A 21,096-nucleotide genomic window follows, 5' to 3' on the forward strand; every position below is an offset into this window, starting at 1 on the left:
TATGGCTAAACATCGTAATCCAGCGTACACCGAAGAGTTCCGCAAAGAAGCAGTGCGCTTGGCCAGTCTTCCTGGCCGAACGGCTGTCTCCGTTGCCAAGGAACTGGGCATCAGTGCCCAGCAGATCCGGAACTGGAAGCGCCAGTTCACACGCCTATCTGATAAACAGTTTAACACCTTAGACGGTGTCGACTATTCGAAGAAAGAGTCCGAAGAGCTTCGAGCGCTAAGGCGCGAGAACAAGCGACTCAAAGATGAAATGGAATTTCTAAAAAAGGTCTCGGCGTACTTCGCGAAGCAGCAAGAGTGAAGTACGAGTTCATTGAAAGCTATGTCGGTGAGTATTCCATTAGCTTAATGTGCCGCACCTTAGAAGTGAGTCGGGGCGGCTATTATAAGTGGTGCCATCATACGCCGAGTGAGCGTTCAAAGCGGCGAGAGCGCTTTGAACTGCTGGTCATGTGTACCTTTGCCCAATATCGGGCACGCTATGGTTCAGTGCGAATAGCAGAAGAACTAAACGAAGCAGGCCATGCCTGCTGCGTGAATTATGTGGCTGATATCATGAAGGAAAAAGGTATCAGGGCACGGAATGGTAAAGGGTTTAAATACAGCAAGGATGTGGCTGCGATGACGAATGTTGCTGACAATTTACTGCGTAGAGACTTTGAATCTGAGACACCAAATCAGAAGTGGGTTACGGACATCACGTATATCTGGGTGAAGAGCCGTTGGCTCTTCTTGGCGACAGTGATGGACTTGCATTCAAGGCGTATTGTGGGTTGGTCGTTAGGGACAACGATGACCGTCGAGCTCATCACCAATGCCCTAAAAATGGCGTTTGAGTCACGTAAGCCGCCTAAGGGCGTCATTATCCACTCGGACCGTGGTGTACAATACAGAGCATATAAATATCAGGACTTCATGCGCAAGCATGGAGGTATACCGAGCATGAGTCGGCAGGGTAACTGTTGGGATAATGCAGTGATGGAGTCGTTCTATAGTCGACTGAAAGTCGAACTGATATACGCAGAAGACTACCAAACCCTCGAAGAAGCCCGAATGGGCATCTTCGAATACATCGAGGTATTTTACAATCGCAGAAGAAGACACTCAGCGTTGGGGCACGTCAGCCCAGTTGAGTATGAAAGTATGTAGTTATGTACTGTCTACTTTTTGTGGGGTACACCAATTTCTAGGAGAGTTATGAGTAATAAAGTGGTAATTGAAGCTTTTAACCCTTATGAAGCGAAGTATCCAAATCGAGTTGTAATTACGCGTGAAGAGCTTCATCTCATAAAGGCTCTACGTGAGAATGGGATTGATTATGAAGTATCCAGCGCTCATGAGACCAAGTTGTATGTTTTAAGCCAAAAGAACTTTGATCCTTCTTTGGCAGAAGTGCTCTTTATGACTATTCATGGCTTAGCGATTGGCGTGCTTGGCGGCTTTATAAAAGATGCGATCTCAAACCCCAAACAGTTAAATGAACGGCTGTTCATTAAAAACAAAGATGGTGAGGTGTTTGATTATTCAGGGACACCTATTGACCAGTCGACCGTTGAAAATGTTTTAAATAGAATGATTGCTGATAAAAACAAAATGTCAACGGCTTTGCAACGAACTAGCCCACACTCAGAACTTCCTTGGGCTGTGCACCTAGAGCACACACATGAGATTGTAGGTTGGTGCAACCTATTTGAAGATCATTATGGTTTAAGGTGTGACCCGATGAAGATTACTTGCATTGATACCTGGGAAAAGATTCAAAGTGGTGAGCTGAAAGGGTTTAGTGTTGGTGGAATGATTGCAAAATCAAAGTGTAATATCTGCAATTTAGATTTCGTAGATTGTAACCACATATCGGGGAAAACATACAATGACACTGAGTGTATCTGTGAAATACACCAGTTTGACTTAGCTGAGGTTAGTGTTGTTAAAAACCCAGCCAATAGCCTTGCAAATGTTTCGTTGATAAAAGAAATATAACAAACTGTTTAAGAGTGATTCGCAACGCGTGGCATTTTTACTATGCGTTGGTTTTAGTGTTTAAGGTGGTATGCGGCGGCTTCGGTATTGCGTTGCTCACACCTTAACAGGGCGTTAGTTTTACGAAGGAGAAATCGAATTGATTAAGATTATTGATACTGATAGTGAAGACATAAAAAGAATATCTATAGATGGAGTGTTGGGGAAGGAGTCATATGTATATGTATCTCAGGTGTCTGAGTCATTTCCCAGTTGTTATATTCATGACGAAACTCTAAGAGACAAAATATTAAAAATTTCGATCAATGAAATCCTGAAAAAATTTGATTCATTATCAATTGAAGTGGATGTTGAAAACTTCTATTCTTCTAACTTTAAATTAACTTCGCCTACAAGAAGGTATAGAGGTAACAAATCTCGTATTGAGCTATATGTTGACTCTGAAGAGTGGAAAGAAATCTACAGTCTAAAAGAGTTTAGTGAAGCACTTGAAACCGTATCTTCTTATGACCATGACAATATAGTAAATTACTTTCGTGATGACGAAGAATTTATAACTAATGGGTTTGGCTTTGAGTGTGAAATTTTAGATTATTGTAGAACAATCGAGGCTGAGAGAACAGATCTAATCTCTGCTGCAAATGACCTAATCTTTAAAGCTAAAAAGCTGTTATCAGAATCTTCTGGCAGATTAACATTAGAATTGAATTTTCCAGATGAAATAAGAACTCCTTGCGAGCAATATTTAATGTATTTTAGTCAATACTTGTTAGATTTAGGTATTTCGACTAGTAGCGAAATAAACCATGTTAATAATTCTACTATTTTTTCAGTAATTCCTGAAGATAAAGAACAGGCGCTAGAGGTAATAGCAGACTCATTAGCATGTTACTTATCACTCCCCGATGAGTTAGAACATTATACTTCGCAAATTAAAAATAAAGATATTTCCTTGATGCAATTAGAGTCAAATGTCTTCCATTTGAAATCACAGTTGATGTTGGCGCAATCTGTGTTAGAAGCAAAAAATGCTACAATTCAAAGCCTAACGTTAACGAATGAACAGTACGAGAGACTGCTTTCTGCTAAGCAAACAGCTGACTCCAATCCAACGAAAGAAGTTGCGGTGATTGGTGAGGTTGTCAAAGTGAAAGAATATAAGGGAAAGATTGTTACTATTGATATACCAAGGGTAATAAGTAACTTAAAGAGAATTATTCGAAAGAAATAAAACTAACAAAGCATTTAAGAGTGATTCCCAACGCTTGGCATTTTGCATTCAATCGTTGGGTTTTGTGTTTACGGTGGTAAGGTTAAGTTTCGTGGTAGCGTTGCTCACACCTTAATGCGGCGTTATATGCAACATTGGCTTTATCACTAAGCTATGTTCGGATCATATTTAGAAAGATATTTTACGATCTGCCGTATCTGTTTCTTCTCTGCTTTAAAGCCTTCGTGTTTAATCGGGCTTCCGGTGACAGTTTCTATCTGTGTTTTGAAATCACGAACCCTTTTTAAGGTGTCTTCAATAGCGTTGTTTGCTTCGTTAAAAGTGCGGGGTATTGCATAGGTTGTGAGAATGCAGGCTTCGACTCCTAGTTTATTCAGAATGAAATCAATAATTTCTTTTTGATTGCCCTTGAATTCGTTTTTAGTAATGAAAGATTTTCGCATTACTCTAGCAGTATTATTTTCATCAGTTTCGCCATAGTTAAAAACAACCATATCACGGTATATAACTAGAAAATCACTATCTACATCCATCATTCCATATTGCTCAGCAAATCCAGAGCTATTGTACTGCTCGAATTGTTCTGCAATTTCAAGTTTTAACTCTGTTAAAGTGTTAATTCCTTTTCGATCGATTAGCTGTTCGACATAGTGACTTGAGTAGGTGTCGATAGCATCTACAGCTATACGTGTACCAAAGCGTTGCTTTGATAATGGATACCAAATATTATCAATGTATAAATGTCCTTTCTCGACGAAGAGACATTGACCTGTGTACATTTTTCCATATATGCCAATTTTCTTATCAATATACTTCAAACCAAAGTGATTGCTATTAGCTTCTTGAGCTTTGAGAAAAGTCGTGAAAGATTCAGGGGTAGGAGCTAGGATTAGTCTTTGCGATATAGTTTCGTGACTGTATTGAATTTCTTGCTGAAGTTCTTTCCATTTTTTTGCGGCGAAGTCTGTAGGCATATGTCTTACGATTGTTAGTTAAAGAGTCCTAAACATTAACAGTGAATGAAAAAGTGGAAAGATTAAAATGTAGCATTTGTGAGTAGTTGCATATAACAAACTGTTTAAGAGTGATTCGCAACGCGTGGCATTTTTACTATGCGTTGGTTTTAGTGTTTAAGGTGGTATGCGGCGGCATCGGTATTGCGTTGCTCACACCTTAACAGGGCGTTAGTTGCCAACATTAAGAATCACTGTATTGGCAACTACTTATCCGTTCTTGCTGAAACTAGACTAGTTCAATAGGACCATGGTCATCACAATGATCATTATGTTGGTGATGAAGTCTTCCATCAACGATATAGTCGATATGGTCGCCATGTATAATGGCTTCATGCCCGCAATCTGGCCCATGAACGTGTCCATTACATGAGTGAACCGGTTTACATAAATTCGGATTGGTATCAGTAAATTGAATCGTATGCTCATCGCAATGGTCACCATGTGGATGGTGAAGTTTGCCATCCACTAAATAGTCGACGTGACCATCGTGACGTATTGCAGTATGACCACAATTAGAACTGTGTGCATGATTCTCATGTTTATGTGTGTTAGAGCAAGACATCTCTCATCTCCTTTGATAGGTTTCTGTTTGCATATAAAATGTAGCTGTAATCTAGAGTATTGTTTGATTAATTCAGTGAGCTGCGATGGGAGTCAAAGGCAACTAACAAAGCGTTCAAGACGGATTCCCAACGCATGGCGTTTTCGGCTTACTTTGGGTTAAGTGTTTATGTCACAATGGTTTAGTTAGGGTGGTTGGCGTTGCTCACCACTTAACGCGGCGTTATGTGGCCGAGTACCCCACGTTTAGTAGACACTTTACTAAGTTAGATCTAGGGTCTAATTGAGAGGTGATTTATGGCTAAACATCGTAATCCAGCGTACACCGAAGAGTTCCGCAAAGAAGCAGTGCGCTTGGCCAGTCTTCCTGGCCGAACGGCTGTCTCCGTTGCCAAGGAACTGGGCATCAGTGCCCAGCAGATCCGGAACTGGAAGCGCCAGTTCACACGCCTATCTGATAAACAGTTTAACACCTTAGACGGTGTCGACTATTCGAAGAAAGAGTCCGAAGAGCTTCGAGCGCTAAGGCGCGAGAACAAGCGACTCAAAGATGAAATGGAATTCCTAAAAAAGGTCTCGGCGTACTTCGCGAAGCAGCAAGAGTGAAGTACGAGTTCATTGAAAGCTATGTCGGTGAGTATTCCATTAGCTTAATGTGCCGCACCTTAGAAGTGAGTCGGGGCGGCTATTATAAGTGGTGCCATCATACGCCGAGTGAGCGTTCAAAGCGGCGAGAGCGCTTTGAACTGCTGGTCATGTGTACCTTTGCCCAATATCGGGCACGCTATGGTTCAGTGCGAATAGCAGAAGAACTAAACGAAGCAGGCCATGCCTGCTGCGTGAATTATGTGGCTGATATCATGAAGGAAAAAGGTATCAGGGCACGGAATGGTAAAGGGTTTAAATACAGCAAGGATGTGGCTGCGATGACGAATGTTGCTGACAATTTACTGCGTAGAGACTTTGAATCTGAGACACCAAATCAGAAGTGGGTTACGGACATCACGTATATCTGGGTGAAGAGCCGTTGGCTCTTCTTGGCGACAGTGATGGACTTGCATTCAAGGCGTATTGTGGGTTGGTCGTTAGGGACAACGATGACCGTCGAGCTCATCACCAATGCCCTAAAAATGGCGTTTGAGTCACGTAAGCCGCCTAAGGGCGTCATTATCCACTCGGACCGTGGTGTACAATACAGAGCATATAAATATCAGGACTTCATGCGCAAGCATGGAGGTATACCGAGCATGAGTCGGCAGGGTAACTGTTGGGATAATGCAGTGATGGAGTCGTTCTATAGTCGACTGAAAGTCGAACTGATATACGCAGAAGACTACCAAACCCTCGAAGAAGCCCGAATGGGCATCTTCGAATACATCGAGGTATTTTACAATCGCAGAAGAAGACACTCAGCGTTGGGGCACGTCAGCCCAGTTGAGTATGAAAGTATGTAGTTATGTACTGTCTACTTTTTGTGGGGTACACCAGTTTACTTTAAATTCAAAGGCTTAAAGGTCTTAGGCTCTAGTTCTTTGCCCCTTTAGCAATTCGTCTCTAGTAGACTCAGCAAATCCGCATTGTCGGTTTAAGTTCTTGAATCCCTCCGTCCGTAAAACATGCCAATGTTCGTGGGTTGCTTCATTGTCAGGTCGTGGCGGTCGGCTTCTGGTGTAACTGGCTCAAAGTCGCTTCTAGGTTCTTAGTCAATTGGCATTTTGGCTTGGCAGTTGCCTCGGCAATTAGCCATTGTTTTGCGCTTTAGTCGGAAAGAAAGGGCACTTGTTGGAGCTTAGTCGGGTTGCCTCATTGTGCAGGGAAGTGGAATTACACGTTTTAGGTTGGTCGCTTCTGGTGGCCAAGTTGCCTCTGACCTTGTGGTTTGCTTCAGAAAATTAGCTAGTAATAGCAGTTCTTTCTCAATTAAGTCAGTAACTTGTGGTAAAACATAACAAACAATTCAACAGTGATTCGCAACGCTCGGCGCTCTCACTTCGGGTTGAGTTGAGTGTTTACGGCGCAGTGTTCAGGCTCAGTTGTATGCGCTGCTCACACGTTAATTGGGCGTTAGTACGGGTTTGACATCAAAGGTCATAAGTTTTGGTGTTTATCTGTTTTGGCACTCGTCTTTACACCTTTCAGTTTGTACCTTTCACGTTCTTTCCGGTGGCACTATATGCGGAGTATTTGCTTTGATTTCACCGTTTACGGCTTCTAACTCTTAGTCTATTTCTTTGGCGCTTCTTCATTTTCGTGGTGGCTTTTGAGAGAACCTTGATTACTTTTGGTGTGGCTGTCGAAGTACGAGGAAAGAATCCTTTTCTAATTTGAAGCCAGTGAAAGTAGGGGAGTTCAGTGCGTTTTTCTTCTAGCCAACTTTCGTCTCTCAATGGCGATAAAGTTTTGTAGCTGCCCGTCTCATTTCAGTGTTCAAAGCCTTTCATATCATGCCACTTTTCAATATCTTGGGGCGCATAAATAGAAATAGCGCATGTACTAACAAATTGCTTAAGAGTGATTCGTAACGCGTGGCATTTTTACTCTGCGGTAGCTTATGGTGATTAAGGCGCCGTGCGGTAGCTTTTGTATTGCGTTACTCACACCTTAGCAAGGCGTTAGGCGAATGGAGTAAGTAATGAGATTTTTGATTGTTATTTTGGGGATGTTTTCTGCATTAGGAGCGACGGCAGAAGAGACTCGATGTGGATGGCTTGAAAATCCTTCTCCTGCCAATATGTGGTTGATTGATCGCGATGGCTCGTGGGATATATCAGTCCAAGGTACTTCAAATGCTTTGGACGATAAATCGATGGAACTGTTTTATCAAGCTACTGCAAATGAAAATGAATTTGTTAGAACAAATCGAAACTATGGTTTTAGTTGTGCTTGTTTAACAGTGGACGTAGACGAAGATAAAAATTCGATTACAACAATCTATAAATCCAAGCAGTTACCTTTGAAGCAGTGTTTAGAGGACATGTCCATAACGAAAGATATTCCACTTCCTTTTAAGTAATTCGCCTAACAAATTGTTCAAGAGGGATTCGCAACGCGCGGCACTTTTACTATGCGTTAGTTTTAGTGACTAAGGTGGTATGCGGCGGCTTCGGTATTGCGTTGCTCACCCCTTAACAAGGCGTTATAAATATTGGAGCATCTGTGCAAATAAACATTCGATACTTAAAACAAAAGCTTAACGAAGCTTACGATATCAATGTCGCTGATGTTACTCCTCTTCCGAGTATGCATGAGTTGTATCAAATCAAAACAGTTTGCTCTCATCAATATGTCGTCAAGCTGTATAAAACTAGTGATTGTTCCTTATCGCACTTGACGTCAATAAGTGAGTTTAATGCTAGCTTGAAAGCTGATGAGGTTTCCGTAACTTTACCTGTGATGGGAGCTAACGGTGACTATGTACAGCACCTTGGTGGTAAGTATGTAGTGTTAAGCCATTTTGTACATGGCGACGCAGTTTCCATAATCGACTCTAATCAGTGTTACCTATTTGGTCGAGAATGTGCGCGGTTACATTTAACAGAAAGCACGTTAGATTTCCCGCATAAAAAAGTTAAAGAGTTACTGACTTTTCCTTTGCTCAATATCAAAACTGGCTATAGCCACAAGCAAGAAGAAATTGAGACCATAGAAAGCTTAGCTAAACAAGCAGAGCTTAGTTTGTCCAAGTTGAACTTACCTGAGATCGTGTGTCATGGAGACTTTCACTGGGGGAATGCAATCTTCTCATCTCAGGAAGTCACTATACTTGATTTTGACTTCTGCTGTAGGAGTTGGCGTATATATGACCCTGTAGTCTTCTTGTGGAATCTTTTATTCAGTAATTGTGGCAATATTAAGCAACAATGGTCTGCATTTCTAAGTGGTTATCAGTCAATTTCAGGGTTTTCTGACGACGAAATTAGAGCTATTCCTTGGCTGTTGATTGCTCATAACATTTGGCATATTGGTTTCATTGGTGAGGCAACAATTGAAGAGTGGGAGTTTGATGATTACTGGTTTGATCGAAAGTTCGAGTTGTTTGATGCAATCAGACAAATGTGCCCATAAAAATATTTATAACAAAGCATTTAAGAGTGATTCCCAACGCTTGGCATTTTTCATTATATCGTTGGGTTTAGTGTTTACGGTGGTATGGTTAGGTTTCGTGGTAGCGTTGCTCACACCTTAATGCGGCGTTATGTTGTACACTCTAGTTCGCGAGTTTAGAGGAAAAAGTAATTCAAGACTGCGTGAAAAAGTGATCTTCATATGAATTAAATGTCTTATTCTATTGCTATCTGCTGCATATATAACATACTAACCTGAAACTTATAACTTCTATATCAAGAGTATAATATGAGCAGAAATAAACAAAAGTTGGTGATGGCTACGTGTGGCTTCTTAGTGTCTCTAAATGCATTTTCCGGTGAAGTTCTCGATGTCAGCGATATTAAATTTGAGGATGATAGTTTTCAAAAATGTGTATTGGCTCAAAAAATAACCAACCCCACTAAAATTACTAAGTTGGTTTGTCGCCAATTTAATATAGATAGCGCAAATGAGATTCATTATTTCCCTGCTCTAAAGGAGTTGTGGCTGTCTGGTAAGCAACTTAGTAACATTGACTTAAGTAATAATCTTGAGCTAACTTCAATTTCTATTACTAAATCGAATCTAACTAGTTTAGATTTAAGTAATAACCCAAATTTGACTGAGCTAAATGTTAGCTTTAACCAGATTTCTGAGCTAGATCTTACGAAAAGTCCTAAAATTACTGATTTAAGCGTAGTTTCCAACCAAATAGAGGCTCTGAATCTATCAAGTAATATTGATCTAAAGTATCTGTGGGCTAAAGAAAATAAGCTTAAGGATATTGATTTTAGCCACAATCCTAATCTGGTCCAGATTGGTTTGGATAATAATCAGTTATCTAAAGTCAACATTAGCAACAATGAACAACTTAATAAACTAAGTTTGATGTTTAACCTGTTATCGTCGTTAGACGTAAGTAAAAACGTCAAACTAACAAAGTTGTATGTAACGGATAACAAACTCACTAAGTTGGACGTTAGCCACAACCCTAAACTAAGGGCTCTGTGGGCAACCGAAAATCCGTTGGAAGACCTTGATATTACCTCTAATTCCTCATTAAGCGATTATGAGGTGGATGAAGGTGTTTTGGTACAAGAGTAACTTTGTGCTGTAAAACATAACAAAGCATTTAAGAGTGATTCGCAACGCGTGGCATTTTTGCAATGCGTTGCGTTTAGTGTTTAAGGTAGTATGCGGAAGCTTTGGTATTGCGTTGCTCACCCCTTAGCAGGGCGTTATGCTCTATGCTGAAAATGGAACTTTATGGAGGCTGAAATGAATATCAAAGAGTCTGATTGGAAAGTCTTTTGCGAAATCAAAAAGGAAGCTATTCAGTTGTATTGCACAAGGCAACTGACGGAAGTTATTGATACTATTACTGACGAGTCAGAGTTAGCAGGGGAAAGATTTCATTTCATGTGCCAGTATTCCAAAGCATCTGAAAAGAAAATGAAGCTTATCTTTGATGGTCACTCTAGAAGTAAGGCATTTATGCAACTGATGCTTATGTATGAAGAAAACTTGGTAACACAAGAACAATTTGAACGCCTTTCGGATGAAATCAAACAAGACATTTCGGAGCTAGTTGGAAGACGAGCATAACAAAGCGTTTAAGACAGATTCCCAACGCTTGGCATTTTTCATTCTATCGTTGGGTTTTGTGTTTACGGTGGTATGGTTAAGTTCAGTGGCGGCGTTGCTCACTACTTAACGCGGCGTTAGGCTTAAAATAACAGTATGTCATGTTTTATATTTGTTTTATAATCTCGCTACTTTTTATTTTCCAGAGTTGTGGTTCTTGATGAAACAATGGTTGTATGAGAAATCGCTTGCCGTTTTCATTATTACATTAGCAGTTTATATTTTGATTTGGTGCACAGTCTCTTACGTTGGAGTTTATGTGACATATGTTGCGGGACCTATTTTAGTTGTGTCTGGGATTATTTCTTATTGTTGTTCACCCGACGAAAATACGTCTAACTAAGGGAGATTGAGTAATGCCAATGTGCGACGAGTTTCCCGAACTATATTTTCCTGATGAAAATGGAGATTTCGCTTGGGATAAGCCGGGTTGGGGAGATTCTTTTGAAGAGACTGAAGAGGAGTTAAAAGAGGAATTTAGTGGTGCTTCAAACTACTTCTCTTCTTTGGCGGACGCTAAAGCTTATGCTCTAGCTCACCCTGGAACAACTTTAGTTCGAAACCCACAAGGAGAGGGTTTTGTAGTTAAAGGTACTGTAGCTTCTGAGAAAGTTGTTTATAGACAAAAGCAAGATGCCCATAAACGTTCAGAGAATGAACGTGCAGGTCGACCAAGAAATGCAGGGCTCAGTTGGTATGATCGAGACTTGGCTATATTGTTAAGGCTCCATAGCCAGAGATTAGATATAAAAGAGATAGCGCTCCAACTTGAAAGAAGTCCGTTGTCAATATCTGCCAAATTACTCAATTTAGAGTTGTTGTCGGAGCAAGAACATCAAAGCAATATGACTCTATATTCACAACCAAGATTTTAAGCCTAACAAACTGTTTAAGAGCGATTCGCAACGCGTGGCATTTTTACTGTGCGTTGCGTTTGGTGTTTAAGGTGGTATGCGGAAGCATTGGTATTGCGTTGCTCACACCTTAACAGGGCGTTAGTACGGGTTTGACATCAAAGGTCATAAGTTTTGGTGTTTATCTGTTTTGGCGCTCGCCTTTACACCTTTCAGTTTGTACCTTTCACGTTCTTTCCGGTGGCACTATATGCGGAGTGTTCGCTTTGATTTCAGCGTTTACGGTTTCTAACTTTTAGCCAATTTCTTTATAGCTTCTTCTTTTTCGTGGTTTTTACTAAATCAAAATTGTCTTTCTTTGGTATTGCTGTTGAAGTACGAGGAAAGAATCCTTTTCTAATTTGAAGCAAGTGAAAGTAGGGCGGTTCAGTACGTTTTTCTTCTAGCCAACTTTCGTCTTTTAATCGGGGTAAAGTTTTGTAGCTGCCCGTCTCACTTCAGTGTCCAAAGCCTTTCATATCATGCGACTTTTCAATATCTTGGAGTGCATAAATAGAAGTAGCGCATGTACTAACAAATTGCTTAAGAGTGATTCGTAACGCGTGGCATTTTTACTTTGCGGTGGCTAATGGTGATTAAGGCGCTGTGCGGTAGCTTTTGTATTGCGTTACTCACACCTTAGCAAGGCGTTAGCAAATTTAATCGACATCCAACTCACATGGAGGAAAAGTAAGTGGAAACAGATAGAGATTCGATTATCGAATCGCATAGGCTTGCAAGCCCGGGTCTTCGTTATTTAGGACAAATCATTGATGGTGCAATAAGTGCCGCAATATTCATTTTCTTTCTTTGGCTCGGTACATTAATTGGTTTATCCCAAGACTCATCTGGCTTAATCGCCTTTTCTGCCGCTGCTTTTTATTTCCTACTTTCTGATGGTTTCGCAAAGGGTCAAAGCCTTGGTAAGAGGCTACTAGGTATCTCAGTTATAGATTCAGTTACAGGAAAAAGTTGTAGTTTTCCTCAGTCATTTTTCCGCAATGTTTTGACACCAATAATCGGCGTGATTGACGCGATCTTTATTCTAGGTAGAAGAAGACAGAGATTAGGTGACAAACTGGCGAAAACAATCGTTGTAGTAAATTAGCTAACAAACTGTTCAAGAGGGATTCGCAACGCGTGGCATTTTCACTATGCGTTGGTTTTAGTGTTTAAGGTGGTATGCAGCGGCTTTGGTATTGCGTTGCTCACCCCTTAACAGGGCGTTATAGCTCATCGAAAAATCTACTTGTGTATCAGTATTATAGGTGCGCCCAAAGCAAAATTTTTCTGCTAGCATGTGGTTGTTAATCATTGAAATATACGACATGTCTCGCGGAGGATTACGTATGAATTGTTATCAACGTTTAGGATGGGCTCGCCCTTACACCACTAGTTTTGATCAGGGACTTCAGTTTAAGGAATTGGAGTTGATACTCGTACAATTAGAGTCGGAACCGACATCAGTAAAAGACCCAAGTAGAGAAGCAATTCAAGCTATGTTGGCTTTGCGCAGTAACTGGACTCAAGAAACTAAACGAAAGTATGAGAAGTTATATATAGATTTGAAAGCGATGTTACGGGAGCACTATGTGAGCTGAGCTATAACAAATTGTTCAAGAGTGATTCGGCACGCGTGGCATTTTTACTATGCGTTAGGTTTGGTGGTTAAGGTGGTATGCGGAGGCATCGGCATTGCGTGCCTCACACCTTAACAAGGCGTTAACTGGCGCAGAAAATATGAAAGCACATTGATACCGTTTCTAGGTTCAGAGGTTTAGCGTGTTCGGTCAGTTTCCTTAATTTAGCTAATGCGATTAATTTCAATTTGGTATTTAAGTTTAATGATGTGAAAGGCGGCACAAAGCCTTCTAATAATATAAGGCATTCGCGATTAGTTCGGCGCACTTGCATCGCCGAAGTATGGTGTTGTGAGACGCATTTCAAACTAAAGATAAACGGTAATGTTTTAGTTAAATACATATTTGAGTTAGCTTTACTAATCATTAATTAGGAAAACCAGCCTTGGCTAAAGTGGCTGTAAGATCGGCGAAAACTGAAAGGCGCTCAGTTAACAAACTGTTCAAGAGGGATTCGCAACGCGTGGCATTTTTACTATGCGTCGGTTTTGGTGTTTAAGGTGGTATGCGGCGACTTCGGTATTGCGTTGCTCACCCCTTAACAGAGCGTTAGTACGGGTTTAGCATCAAAGGTCATCAGTTTTGGTGTTTATCTGTTTTGGCGTTCGTCTTTACACCTTTCAGTTTGTACCTTTCACGTTCTTTCCGGTGGCACTATATGCGGAGTGTATGCTTTGGTTTCACCGTTTACGGTTTCTAACTCTTAGCCTATTTGTTTGGCGCTTCTTCTTTTTCGTGGTTTTTACTAAGTCAGAATTGCCTTTCTTTGGCGTTGCCGTCGAAGTGCGAGGATCGAATCCTTTTCTAATTTGAAGCCAGTAAAAGTGGGGGGAGTTCAGTGCGCTTTTCTTCTAGCCAACTTTCGTCTCTCAATGACGGTAAAGTTTTGTAGCTGCCCGTCTCACTTCAGTGTTCAAAGCCTTTCATATCATGCTACTTTTCAATATCTTGGAGTCCATAAATAGAAGTAGCGCATGTACTAACAAATTGCTTAAGAGTGATTCGTAACGCGTGGCATTTTTATTTTGCGGTGGCTTATGTGATTAAGGCGCTGTGCGGTAGCTTTTGTATTGCGTTACTCACACCTTAGCAAGGCGTTATGTTTTTTGGGAGAAAATGATGGAATTCAAGCTAGAAATCTATGCACCTGAAACAGAAGTTGTATCTATCCGTGATGCACTTAACTCAGTTGGCGCTGGTGTTGTGGGTGACTATGACAGCGTTATTTCTATCGTAAGAATTTCAGGGTTTTGGAGACCAACTGAAGGCTCGGAACCTGTTACTGGCAAGAAGGGTGAAATTAACTTTGGTGAAGAGGTCAGAATTGACGTTAGATGCCAAGAGCCTTTAGTTCAAGCTGCACTTGATGCTATTCGAACAATTCACCCTTACGAAGAACCAGTGATCAACATTTTACCTCTATACAACCATAAGTTTGTCTAGCTACGTCAGCACAAACATAACAAACTGTTCAAGAGGGATTCGCAACGCGTGGCATTTTCACTATGCGTTGGTTTAAGTGATTAAGGTGGTATGCGGCGGCTTTGGTATTGCGTTGTTCACTACTTAATTGGGCGTTAGGTGTCAGGAGGTCAAATTGTCAGAAAAAGTGATTTTTGCAGACTTTGCAAATAATGATTTGGTTGAGTTTAAGTATAATGTCGACCCTTGGGACTCTACGTTGAGCTCAATTGAAATGGTGTCTCACGACAGGAATGGCATGTTCAAAAGCTTCAAGTTTGAAGGTGTGTCTAACCTAGAAATTGAAAAAGGCTTCAGTGGATATCTTGGTGGTACAGCGATTATAGATATCAGTGGCCGTCAATGGGCTCATGCTCAAATAGAGGTTCATAACTATGAGTCTGGCTCAGGAATTTCCTTTTTGGCTATGAGCTTTTCAGTTTCAGAAGTCTCGGAGGCATACACCTAACAAACTGTTCAAGAGGGATTCGCAACGCGTGGCATTTTTACTATGCGTTGTTTTTAGTGTTTAAGGTGGTATGCGGCGGCTTCGGCATTGCGTTGCTCACCCCTTAACAGGGCGTTAGTTCCCCAGAGGAAGCAATCAATCCGTAGGGAATTTTTGTTTCTGGTGTAGTACACGCATAACTCGGATGATATCGCCCTCAACCCAGTAAGAGACAATCATCGAAATTTCAGGAATGATGAGTAATCGTCCTCGGATGCCATCTCGTTGCACACCCATTAAAGGTTGTTCAAGCAAGTTTTCTACTTTTGCTTCAATGAGGTTGTCAGTTTTTTCTGCAGCATCAGGGTTGAAGTCATAGAGAAACTCAAAGATCTTTTCACGATCATTAAGTGACTCTTCTTCCCATAAAATCATTGCTTACCTCGATTACGGATTTTGGCTTTGCGCTCTTCCATTCGAGACTTAGCCGTTTGGTGCTCAACGAAAACGGATTTTCCTGAGTCAAACTTCTCAAATGCTAGGTTTACTTGTTCAGTTAGCCATGCATCGTGAGATAATGTTTTTCTTTGTTGTTCAGCGAGTTGCTCAGTAAGTTCACGACATGCGTCACTCAGAGTGCGACCTTGGCTCTCAGCCATTTGTTGAGCTAGGCGTTTTGTTTCTTCATCAACACGAAATTGAATTCTAGTGTCCATGATTTATTCCTTTTTTGGTGTGTGTACAAATGTTAGCACTAGGCTTTGAGATGGGCAACTAACAAACAATTTAAGAGTGATTCGGCACGCGTGGCATTTTTACTATGCGTTGGTTTTAGTGATTAAGGTGGTATGCGGAAGCATCGTATTGCGTGCCTCACACCTTAATTGGGCGTTAGTTTGCAAGAGGAAAAACGCAGCAATATCGCAAGATCTAGTGGTAAAAGTTCAAAGTCGAAATCGTCGTATCGGCGTTCAATTTCAGTGTTAACTCACGTGGTGAAAATCCAAAAGTGACATCGTTTCACGGTTGATTTGTTCTTTAGTACGGTGATTTTGGGGTTAACTGAGTTGAGCTTTTTTGCTGAAACCCTGCTCGTTAAGTTTGTTGGTACTAAAGCAGATTTACTCGCTGAAATAGCGTTTTCTCTGGTGTGGTAAGTTCACGTGGTTTCAGTGGCTTTGTTGAAAGTCCGCATTGTGAGATTGGTTTTCCAAAAACGCTTTTTGGTGTTGTTAGTTCGTTTTCTGCGGCGTTGTTTGTTCCAAGTGGTTTCATTGAGTAGTCGCTTTGAGACTACGCCTAGCTTAAGTGCATCAAAACACTTAAAGCTATTGTTTGCAAAGTTTAAAATAACGTAAAATCAACGCTTTGGGTTTGCAAACTAACAAACTGCTCAAGAGGGATTCGCAACGCGTGGCATTTTTACTATGCGTTGATTTTAGTGATTAAGGTGGTATGCGGCGGCTTCGGTATTGCGTTGCTCACCCCTTAGCAGGGCGTTAGTTTTATGGAGGAAATATTGTGGAAATCTGGAAGTTATTGTTCTTTATACCTGCGTGTTTTGCGCTCAATATGACTCCTGGTCCAAACAATCTATTGTCCATGAATAATGCTCGTTGTTACGGTTTCAAGTCCGCTTTTATTGCTGGGCTTGGTCGTATTGCTGCATTCGCTGTAATGATTGCCTTGGCTGCTTCTGGCTTAGCAGTCGTGCTCTATGCTTCTGAGACTCTATTTCTAACGATTAAAATTGTGGGCGCGGCTTACTTGTTGTGGATTGCCTTTAATCTTTGGCGTTCTGAAGCAAGTCCTGTTTCTGAACTAGAAAACACTCGCAACCGATTAGGTTTAGCTAAACAAGAATTTTTGCTAGCCGCTGGTAATCCAAAGGCGATCTTAATTTTTACCGCCTTTCTACCACAGTTCGTCGATGTTTCAGCGAATGTAAATGAACAGTTCTTCGCTCTAGGGGCTACGTTCCTAGTTTTAGAAATGGGTGCAATATCGATTTATGCGATATTTGGAATGTACTTAAGGCAGTGGTTTACGAAGCCGAAAATGGCAAAGCGCTTCAATAGGGGTTGTGCAACTTTTTTGGCTATGTCTGGAGCAAGCTTGTTACTGAGTCGCCAGCAATAAAACTAACAAATTGTTCAAGAGTGATTCGGCACGCGTGGCATTTTTACTATGCGTTGGTTTTAGTGTTTAAGGTGGTATGCGGAGGCTTCGGTATTGCGTGCCTCACACCTTAACAAGGCGTTAGTACGGGTTTGACATCAAAGGTCATAAGTTTTGGTGTTTATCTATTTTGGCGCTCGTATTTACACCTTTCAGTTAGTGCCTTTCACGTTCTTTCCGGTGGCACTATATGCGGAGTGTTCGCTTTTATTTCACCGTTTACGGCTTCTAACTCTTAGCCTATTCCTTTGGCGCTTCTTCATTTTCGTGGTGGCTTTTGAGAGAACCTTGGTTACTTTTGGTGTGGCTGTTGAAGTACGAGGAAAGAATCCTTTTCTAATTTGAAGCTAGTGAAAGTAGGACAGTTCAGTGCGTTTTTCTTCTAGCCAACTTTCCTCTCTTAATCGGTGTAAAGTTTTGTAGCTGCCCGTCTCACTTCAGTGTTCAAAGCCTTTCATATTATGCCATTTTTCAATATCTTGGAGCGCATAAATAGAAGTAGCGCATGTACTAACAAATTGCTTAAGAGTGATTCGTAACGCGTGGCATTTTTACTTTGCGGTGGCTTATGGTGATTAAGGCGCTGTGCGGTAGCTTTTGTATTGCGTTACTCACACCTTAGCAAGGCGTTAGGCATCAAAGGTTACAAATGTACAGCTCGATATTGATACTATTGTATGGTTTTTGGGTTTCACTTGGTGCAGTTTCGGGTACTTGCACACAGGGAGATGATGGACGTTTTTATGCTTCGATAATGTATGGCTCAGTGCTGTTCATTCTCATCATGGTCAGGCTTCTTCGTGAAAATAGAGGTTTACAATTTATATGGATTACGCCCTTAATTGCTTTGTTAGTTGCTATGTCGGTAACTTATTTCTGGGCACCTTTTGTAATTGAAACAACCATTGAAGGTCATCATTTGTGTGGCAAAGAGTTTGATTCTCATTTGGCAGAGTCTGATGTCTGGTCTAGAAGCATACCAACGCTTCATATTGTTTTCTCGTTGGCTATTTTCATGCTTTCATTTTGGAAGTTAATTAGGTGCAAAACGGGTAAGTAGTTTGTGGTGACAAGATGCCTAACAAACTGCTCAAGAGGGATTCGCAACGCGTGGCATTTTTACTATGCGTTGGTTTAAGTGATTAAGGTGGTATGCGACGGCATCGGTATTGCGTTGCTCACCCCTTAGCAGGGCGTTATACCGCAATCAATCATCTAACCTTTTCATGGCTTTACGGTAAACATCGCTACGTTCGCGTTTTCCGACTGCTAAGACGGTTACAATGATGACATCGTCTTCAACTTTGTAGACGAGACGGTAGCCCGACTGACGCAACTTAATTTTATACATGTTGTCAGCTCCAGAAAGTTTTGAAGCTGGAACATGTGGGTTATCTAAGCGCTCGATTAGCTTTTTCTTAAATTGTTGTTGCAGAGTAGAGCCAAGCTTTTTCCACTCTTTGAGTGCACTCTTTTTAAAGTCGAGTTTATAGGTCATCAATATTTACCGAAATGCTCTCTTCAGATTCACGCTCTTTAGCGATAGCTAGTAGTTCAAGATCTTCGAGTCTGTCCATCATCATTTCGTACGCTTCGGCAGGTACGCAATAAAATGCGGGCTCATTTCGGTTTAATACAGCAACAGGTTCGCCGTAAGCACTAGTTGCAACTTTCATAGGATTAGCTTTCAACTCAGTAATGCTTGCAGCAACATCGGCTAAAATTCTAGTGGTCATATAATCGGTCTCTTAAGTGGTCTTTATGTTGGTCATTTTAGCCTCAAGCAAGCGGTATAACAAGTTGCTTAAGAGTGATTCGCAACGCGTGGCATTTTTACTATGCGTCGGTTTATGTGTTTAAGGTATTATGCGGAGGCTAAGGTATTGCGTTGCTCACACCTTAGCAAGGCGTTAGAACTTACTACTCAAAAAAATCATAGAGTTAGAAATGAAAGAGTTCCTTTTATTATCAGTTTTGCTATTTGGAGCAAACGTTTTAGCACAAGAAAAAATCGACCTTGATAGCTCCTATCCGGAAATCGTTCCTAATGGTCATACCATAATTGAGGCTATTCATGGTGACCTAAATGGAGATAGTCAAGACGATATTGTTTTGATGATACAAGGTACAGATCAAAACAAAATTGTCACTGATGAGCTCCGTGGTCAGTTAGATCTCAACCGAAGAGGAATTATTGTTGCTTTAAGAAATAACAACAAGTACGACGTTGTTGTTGAAAATGACAATTGCTTCTTTTCTGATGATGAAGATGGAGGTGTATATATGGTTCCATATATCGAAATAAGTATAAAAAAAGGAAACTTATATATTCATTTCGCACATGGTCGATATGGGTATTGGAGGTACAACTTCCGTTACCAAGATTCGGATCTTGAGTTAATCGGTTATGACGAAAGCGCTAATCGAGGTCCGAGAGTTGAGGAAGTTACTAGCATTAACTACCTCACAAAAAAGATGCTCACTAAAGAAAATGTTAATGAGCTTGACGATTATGGCCCAATATTTAAAGAGGAGTGGTCAACCTTTGTCCTTGAACACAGGTTTAAGTTAAGTCAAATCAGTGACTTTACTGAATTTGGTGATGGTGTTCGAAATTAATAGACTCGCACCGAGACGTAATTCTAACAATCTGTTTAAGAGTGATTCGCAACGTGTGGCATTTTGACTATGCGTCGGGTTTGGTGTTTAAGGTGGTATGCTGCAGCATCGGTATTGCGTTGCTCACACCTTAACAGGGCGTTATAAGCACTAGAACAGCTCTAAGAATTCAAACGTTCATTCTTTAATCAAACTCTTAATTGGTATATATGCACAATGATGTACATCTATCTTAAGGAGGTGTATATGCCAAAAATTTATGAGTACTTAGGGATAGTTCTATTTTTTTACAGCAATGAGCATGAGCCGATTCACATACATGGTAAGTTTCAAGGTAAAGAATCTAAGGCGGAAATTCACCTAAAGAATGGACGTATAACAAGAGTTGTAGTCAAAGATAAGGGGACTGGGTTAGAGTCTAAGAAGAAGCGAGAGTTTCAAGACTTTGTTCATTGTTATGCGGAAGATATAGTGGATAAGTGGGTAGACTACTTTGTAAAGAAGAAACATGTAAGTCCAATGATAATTACGAAGAAGGTTAAAAATGTCAGAGTTATCGGTGGTTAGAGCAACGCATCTTACTGGTCACATATTAGAAATCGAGTTTAGTGATAGTCATATTTCAATCGTGGACTTCGCACCATTTATTTTTGGTAATGGTCACCCAGACTATGATGTGTATAAAGACGTTTCTCACTTTTTGAAGTTTGACCTACTTGATGGGAATCTAAACTGGGATGATTACACAATGATTTTTCCTATCGGTGATCTATACCAAAACAAATTGTAATAGTGCTTCTAACAAACTGTTTAAGAGTGATTCGCAACGCTTGGCAGTTTCGCTTCGCTCAAGTATAGCCAAGCGGCGCTCACACCTTAATGCGGCGTTAGTCGCCAGAAAAAGCTAGCAATCAAAATCATGTCTCTGAGCTTAAAATTTAGCCGTTGTTTGCTTGGTACACCGATTAATCGTCGATCATCAGAGCTTAGTTCTAACTGTTTTAAGTCCAAAGTTTTATACCTGTCCTAGCGGTTGCTTTGTTCTTTGGTGCTTACAGAGTAAGGCAATCGAGAGTCTGTTTTTGGTTGCAACTCCGCTCGGTGAGTTTGTCGTTACAAAAGCCGATTTACTCGCTGAAATGACGTTTTCTCTGGTGTTGTAAATTCCACGTGGTTTCAGTGACTTCGTTGAAAGTCCGCACTGTGAGATTAGCTTTCCAAAGCGCCTTTTTGGTGTTGTCAGTTCGTTTTCTGCGGCGTTGTTTGTTCCAAGTGGTTTCATTGAGTAGCCGCTTTGAAACTACGCCTGACTTAAGTGCATCAAAGCACA

General features: G+C 40.9%; 26 protein-coding genes. 19 read left to right on the plus strand and 7 right to left on the minus strand.

Annotation, left to right across the window (positions count from 1 at the left end; translation table 11 throughout):
• Position 1: 1 nt before the first annotated feature.
• The 4 genes from C1S73_RS00370 to C1S73_RS00390 all read left to right on the plus strand — a co-directional run bounded on the left by C1S73_RS00370 (position 2) and on the right by C1S73_RS00390 (position 3,220).
• Complete coding sequence (locus C1S73_RS00370) at positions 2–310, plus strand: transposase (protein WP_004413754.1); 309 nt, start codon at positions 2–4, stop codon at positions 308–310.
• On the plus strand, positions 307–1,158 hold the full coding sequence (locus tag C1S73_RS00375) for an IS3 family transposase (RefSeq protein ID WP_102778933.1): 852 nt from the start codon (positions 307–309) through the stop codon (positions 1,156–1,158). Before C1S73_RS00370 ends, C1S73_RS00375 begins: the two co-directional genes overlap by 4 nt.
• Before the next feature lie 48 nt (positions 1,159–1,206).
• The gene (locus C1S73_RS00380; protein ID WP_038873895.1) at positions 1,207–1,989 is read left to right on the plus strand and encodes an HK97 family phage prohead protease; all 783 of its coding nucleotides are present in this window, start codon (positions 1,207–1,209) and stop codon (positions 1,987–1,989) included.
• Positions 1,990–2,128: 139 nt separating this feature from the next.
• Positions 2,129–3,220 carry a hypothetical protein gene (locus tag C1S73_RS00390; protein WP_038873893.1) on the plus strand — a complete coding sequence of 364 codons (1,092 nt, stop codon included), beginning with the start codon at positions 2,129–2,131 and terminating at the stop codon, positions 3,218–3,220.
• A gap of 146 nt (positions 3,221–3,366) precedes the next feature.
• On the opposite strand, the gene C1S73_RS00395 is transcribed toward C1S73_RS00390, so the two are convergent.
• Positions 3,367–4,194 carry a hypothetical protein gene (locus C1S73_RS00395; protein ID WP_038873890.1) on the minus strand — a complete coding sequence of 276 codons (828 nt, stop codon included), beginning with the start codon at positions 4,192–4,194 and terminating at the stop codon, positions 3,367–3,369.
• Positions 4,195–4,462: 268 nt separating this feature from the next.
• Entirely contained in the window at positions 4,463–4,798 is a 336-nt protein-coding gene (locus C1S73_RS00405; RefSeq protein WP_081634821.1) for a hypothetical protein, read from the minus strand.
• Positions 4,799–5,094: 296 nt separating this feature from the next.
• On the opposite strand from C1S73_RS00405, the gene C1S73_RS00410 reads away from it, so the two are divergent.
• The 10 genes from C1S73_RS00410 to C1S73_RS00505 all read left to right on the plus strand — a co-directional run bounded on the left by C1S73_RS00410 (position 5,095) and on the right by C1S73_RS00505 (position 14,990).
• Positions 5,095–5,403 (plus strand): transposase, encoded by a 309-nt coding sequence (locus C1S73_RS00410; protein WP_004413754.1) that lies wholly within the window; start codon positions 5,095–5,097, stop codon positions 5,401–5,403.
• The gene (locus C1S73_RS00415) at positions 5,400–6,251 is read left to right on the plus strand and encodes an IS3 family transposase (RefSeq protein ID WP_102778933.1); all 852 of its coding nucleotides are present in this window, start codon (positions 5,400–5,402) and stop codon (positions 6,249–6,251) included. The genes C1S73_RS00410 and C1S73_RS00415 overlap by 4 nt, the downstream gene beginning before the upstream one ends.
• A 1,178-nt stretch (positions 6,252–7,429) precedes the next feature.
• The gene (locus tag C1S73_RS00425; RefSeq protein ID WP_038871210.1) at positions 7,430–7,810 is read left to right on the plus strand and encodes a DUF4087 domain-containing protein; all 381 of its coding nucleotides are present in this window, start codon (positions 7,430–7,432) and stop codon (positions 7,808–7,810) included.
• 143 nt (positions 7,811–7,953) lie between these two features.
• Entirely contained in the window at positions 7,954–8,862 is a 909-nt protein-coding gene (locus C1S73_RS00435; RefSeq protein ID WP_038871211.1) for a phosphotransferase enzyme family protein, read from the plus strand.
• A 288-nt stretch (positions 8,863–9,150) separates the two neighbouring features.
• Positions 9,151–9,987 (plus strand): leucine-rich repeat domain-containing protein, encoded by an 837-nt coding sequence (locus C1S73_RS00440; RefSeq protein WP_038871214.1) that lies wholly within the window; start codon positions 9,151–9,153, stop codon positions 9,985–9,987.
• Positions 9,988–10,161: 174 nt separating this feature from the next.
• Complete coding sequence (locus C1S73_RS00450; RefSeq protein WP_038871223.1) at positions 10,162–10,488, plus strand: hypothetical protein; 327 nt, start codon at positions 10,162–10,164, stop codon at positions 10,486–10,488.
• A gap of 395 nt (positions 10,489–10,883) precedes the next feature.
• Positions 10,884–11,402, plus strand: coding sequence for a hypothetical protein (locus tag C1S73_RS00455; RefSeq protein WP_038871216.1), 519 nt, complete (start codon positions 10,884–10,886; stop codon positions 11,400–11,402).
• A gap of 712 nt (positions 11,403–12,114) precedes the next feature.
• A complete protein-coding gene (locus tag C1S73_RS00470) occupies positions 12,115–12,528 on the plus strand; it encodes an RDD family protein (protein ID WP_038871220.1) in 414 nt (137 codons plus the stop codon).
• A 1,648-nt stretch (positions 12,529–14,176) separates the two neighbouring features.
• Complete coding sequence (locus C1S73_RS00500) at positions 14,177–14,503, plus strand: YqfO family protein (protein ID WP_227740576.1); 327 nt, start codon at positions 14,177–14,179, stop codon at positions 14,501–14,503.
• 154 nt (positions 14,504–14,657) lie between these two features.
• Positions 14,658–14,990 (plus strand): hypothetical protein, encoded by a 333-nt coding sequence (locus C1S73_RS00505; RefSeq protein WP_038873913.1) that lies wholly within the window; start codon positions 14,658–14,660, stop codon positions 14,988–14,990.
• Positions 14,991–15,125: 135 nt separating this feature from the next.
• Here C1S73_RS00505 and C1S73_RS00515 read toward each other — a convergent pair whose 3' ends face one another.
• Both C1S73_RS00515 and C1S73_RS00520 read right to left on the minus strand, forming a co-directional pair.
• Complete coding sequence (locus C1S73_RS00515; protein ID WP_005398411.1) at positions 15,126–15,404, minus strand: type II toxin-antitoxin system RelE/ParE family toxin; 279 nt, start codon at positions 15,402–15,404, stop codon at positions 15,126–15,128.
• Positions 15,401–15,685, minus strand: coding sequence for a type II toxin-antitoxin system TacA family antitoxin (locus C1S73_RS00520; RefSeq protein ID WP_038873907.1), 285 nt, complete (start codon positions 15,683–15,685; stop codon positions 15,401–15,403). The genes C1S73_RS00515 and C1S73_RS00520 overlap by 4 nt, the downstream gene beginning before the upstream one ends.
• A gap of 805 nt (positions 15,686–16,490) precedes the next feature.
• On the opposite strand from C1S73_RS00520, the gene C1S73_RS00535 reads away from it, so the two are divergent.
• Positions 16,491–17,108 carry a LysE family translocator gene (locus tag C1S73_RS00535; protein ID WP_038873993.1) on the plus strand — a complete coding sequence of 206 codons (618 nt, stop codon included), beginning with the start codon at positions 16,491–16,493 and terminating at the stop codon, positions 17,106–17,108.
• A gap of 688 nt (positions 17,109–17,796) precedes the next feature.
• A complete protein-coding gene (locus C1S73_RS00550) occupies positions 17,797–18,207 on the plus strand; it encodes a hypothetical protein (protein ID WP_025543567.1) in 411 nt (136 codons plus the stop codon).
• A gap of 147 nt (positions 18,208–18,354) precedes the next feature.
• Here C1S73_RS00550 and C1S73_RS00560 read toward each other — a convergent pair whose 3' ends face one another.
• Positions 18,355–18,645 (minus strand): type II toxin-antitoxin system RelE family toxin, encoded by a 291-nt coding sequence (locus tag C1S73_RS00560; RefSeq protein ID WP_005377002.1) that lies wholly within the window; start codon positions 18,643–18,645, stop codon positions 18,355–18,357.
• Positions 18,635–18,883 carry a type II toxin-antitoxin system Phd/YefM family antitoxin gene (locus C1S73_RS00565; protein ID WP_005377003.1) on the minus strand — a complete coding sequence of 83 codons (249 nt, stop codon included), beginning with the start codon at positions 18,881–18,883 and terminating at the stop codon, positions 18,635–18,637. The genes C1S73_RS00560 and C1S73_RS00565 overlap by 11 nt, the downstream gene beginning before the upstream one ends.
• A 211-nt stretch (positions 18,884–19,094) precedes the next feature.
• On the opposite strand from C1S73_RS00565, the gene C1S73_RS00570 reads away from it, so the two are divergent.
• The 3 genes from C1S73_RS00570 (at position 19,095) to C1S73_RS00585 (ending at position 20,556) form a co-directional block, all read left to right on the plus strand.
• Positions 19,095–19,766, plus strand: coding sequence for a hypothetical protein (locus C1S73_RS00570; protein WP_038873169.1), 672 nt, complete (start codon positions 19,095–19,097; stop codon positions 19,764–19,766).
• A gap of 246 nt (positions 19,767–20,012) precedes the next feature.
• Positions 20,013–20,333 (plus strand): DUF4160 domain-containing protein, encoded by a 321-nt coding sequence (locus C1S73_RS00580; RefSeq protein ID WP_025523864.1) that lies wholly within the window; start codon positions 20,013–20,015, stop codon positions 20,331–20,333.
• The gene (locus C1S73_RS00585) at positions 20,311–20,556 is read left to right on the plus strand and encodes a DUF2442 domain-containing protein (RefSeq protein WP_025523863.1); all 246 of its coding nucleotides are present in this window, start codon (positions 20,311–20,313) and stop codon (positions 20,554–20,556) included. Before C1S73_RS00580 ends, C1S73_RS00585 begins: the two co-directional genes overlap by 23 nt.
• A gap of 225 nt (positions 20,557–20,781) precedes the next feature.
• Here C1S73_RS00585 and C1S73_RS28245 read toward each other — a convergent pair whose 3' ends face one another.
• The gene (locus tag C1S73_RS28245) at positions 20,782–21,048 is read right to left on the minus strand and encodes a hypothetical protein (RefSeq protein ID WP_079751540.1); all 267 of its coding nucleotides are present in this window, start codon (positions 21,046–21,048) and stop codon (positions 20,782–20,784) included.
• Between the last annotated feature and the right edge of the window lie 48 nt (positions 21,049–21,096).

Source organism: Vibrio jasicida 090810c, from assembly GCF_002887615.1.
Lineage (GTDB): Bacteria > Pseudomonadota > Gammaproteobacteria > Enterobacterales > Vibrionaceae > Vibrio > Vibrio jasicida.

Bases quoted from the DNA above. Each gene is read 5' to 3' on its own strand.
- C1S73_RS00370 (WP_004413754.1), top strand. From the start codon at position 2: ATGGCTAAACATCGTAATCCAGCGTACACCGAAGAGTTCCGCAAAGAA.
- C1S73_RS00380 (WP_038873895.1), top strand. From the start codon at position 1,207: ATGAGTAATAAAGTGGTAATTGAAGCTTTTAACCCTTATGAAGCGAAG.
- C1S73_RS00395 (WP_038873890.1), bottom strand. From the start codon at position 4,194: ATGCCTACAGACTTCGCCGCAAAAAAATGGAAAGAACTTCAGCAAGAA.
- C1S73_RS00405 (WP_081634821.1), bottom strand. From the start codon at position 4,798: ATGTCTTGCTCTAACACACATAAACATGAGAATCATGCACACAGTTCT.
- C1S73_RS00410 (WP_004413754.1), top strand. From the start codon at position 5,095: ATGGCTAAACATCGTAATCCAGCGTACACCGAAGAGTTCCGCAAAGAA.
- C1S73_RS00425 (WP_038871210.1), top strand. From the start codon at position 7,430: ATGAGATTTTTGATTGTTATTTTGGGGATGTTTTCTGCATTAGGAGCG.
- C1S73_RS00440 (WP_038871214.1), top strand. From the start codon at position 9,151: ATGAGCAGAAATAAACAAAAGTTGGTGATGGCTACGTGTGGCTTCTTA.
- C1S73_RS00450 (WP_038871223.1), top strand. From the start codon at position 10,162: ATGAATATCAAAGAGTCTGATTGGAAAGTCTTTTGCGAAATCAAAAAG.
- C1S73_RS00455 (WP_038871216.1), top strand. From the start codon at position 10,884: ATGCCAATGTGCGACGAGTTTCCCGAACTATATTTTCCTGATGAAAAT.
- C1S73_RS00500 (WP_227740576.1), top strand. From the start codon at position 14,177: ATGATGGAATTCAAGCTAGAAATCTATGCACCTGAAACAGAAGTTGTA.
- C1S73_RS00515 (WP_005398411.1), bottom strand. From the start codon at position 15,404: ATGATTTTATGGGAAGAAGAGTCACTTAATGATCGTGAAAAGATCTTT.
- C1S73_RS00520 (WP_038873907.1), bottom strand. From the start codon at position 15,685: ATGGACACTAGAATTCAATTTCGTGTTGATGAAGAAACAAAACGCCTA.
- C1S73_RS00550 (WP_025543567.1), top strand. From the start codon at position 17,797: ATGTACAGCTCGATATTGATACTATTGTATGGTTTTTGGGTTTCACTT.
- C1S73_RS00560 (WP_005377002.1), bottom strand. From the start codon at position 18,645: ATGACCTATAAACTCGACTTTAAAAAGAGTGCACTCAAAGAGTGGAAA.
- C1S73_RS00565 (WP_005377003.1), bottom strand. From the start codon at position 18,883: ATGACCACTAGAATTTTAGCCGATGTTGCTGCAAGCATTACTGAGTTG.
- C1S73_RS00570 (WP_038873169.1), top strand. From the start codon at position 19,095: ATGAAAGAGTTCCTTTTATTATCAGTTTTGCTATTTGGAGCAAACGTT.
- C1S73_RS00580 (WP_025523864.1), top strand. From the start codon at position 20,013: ATGCCAAAAATTTATGAGTACTTAGGGATAGTTCTATTTTTTTACAGC.
- C1S73_RS00585 (WP_025523863.1), top strand. From the start codon at position 20,311: ATGTCAGAGTTATCGGTGGTTAGAGCAACGCATCTTACTGGTCACATA.
- C1S73_RS28245 (WP_079751540.1), bottom strand. From the start codon at position 21,048: ATGAAACCACTTGGAACAAACAACGCCGCAGAAAACGAACTGACAACA.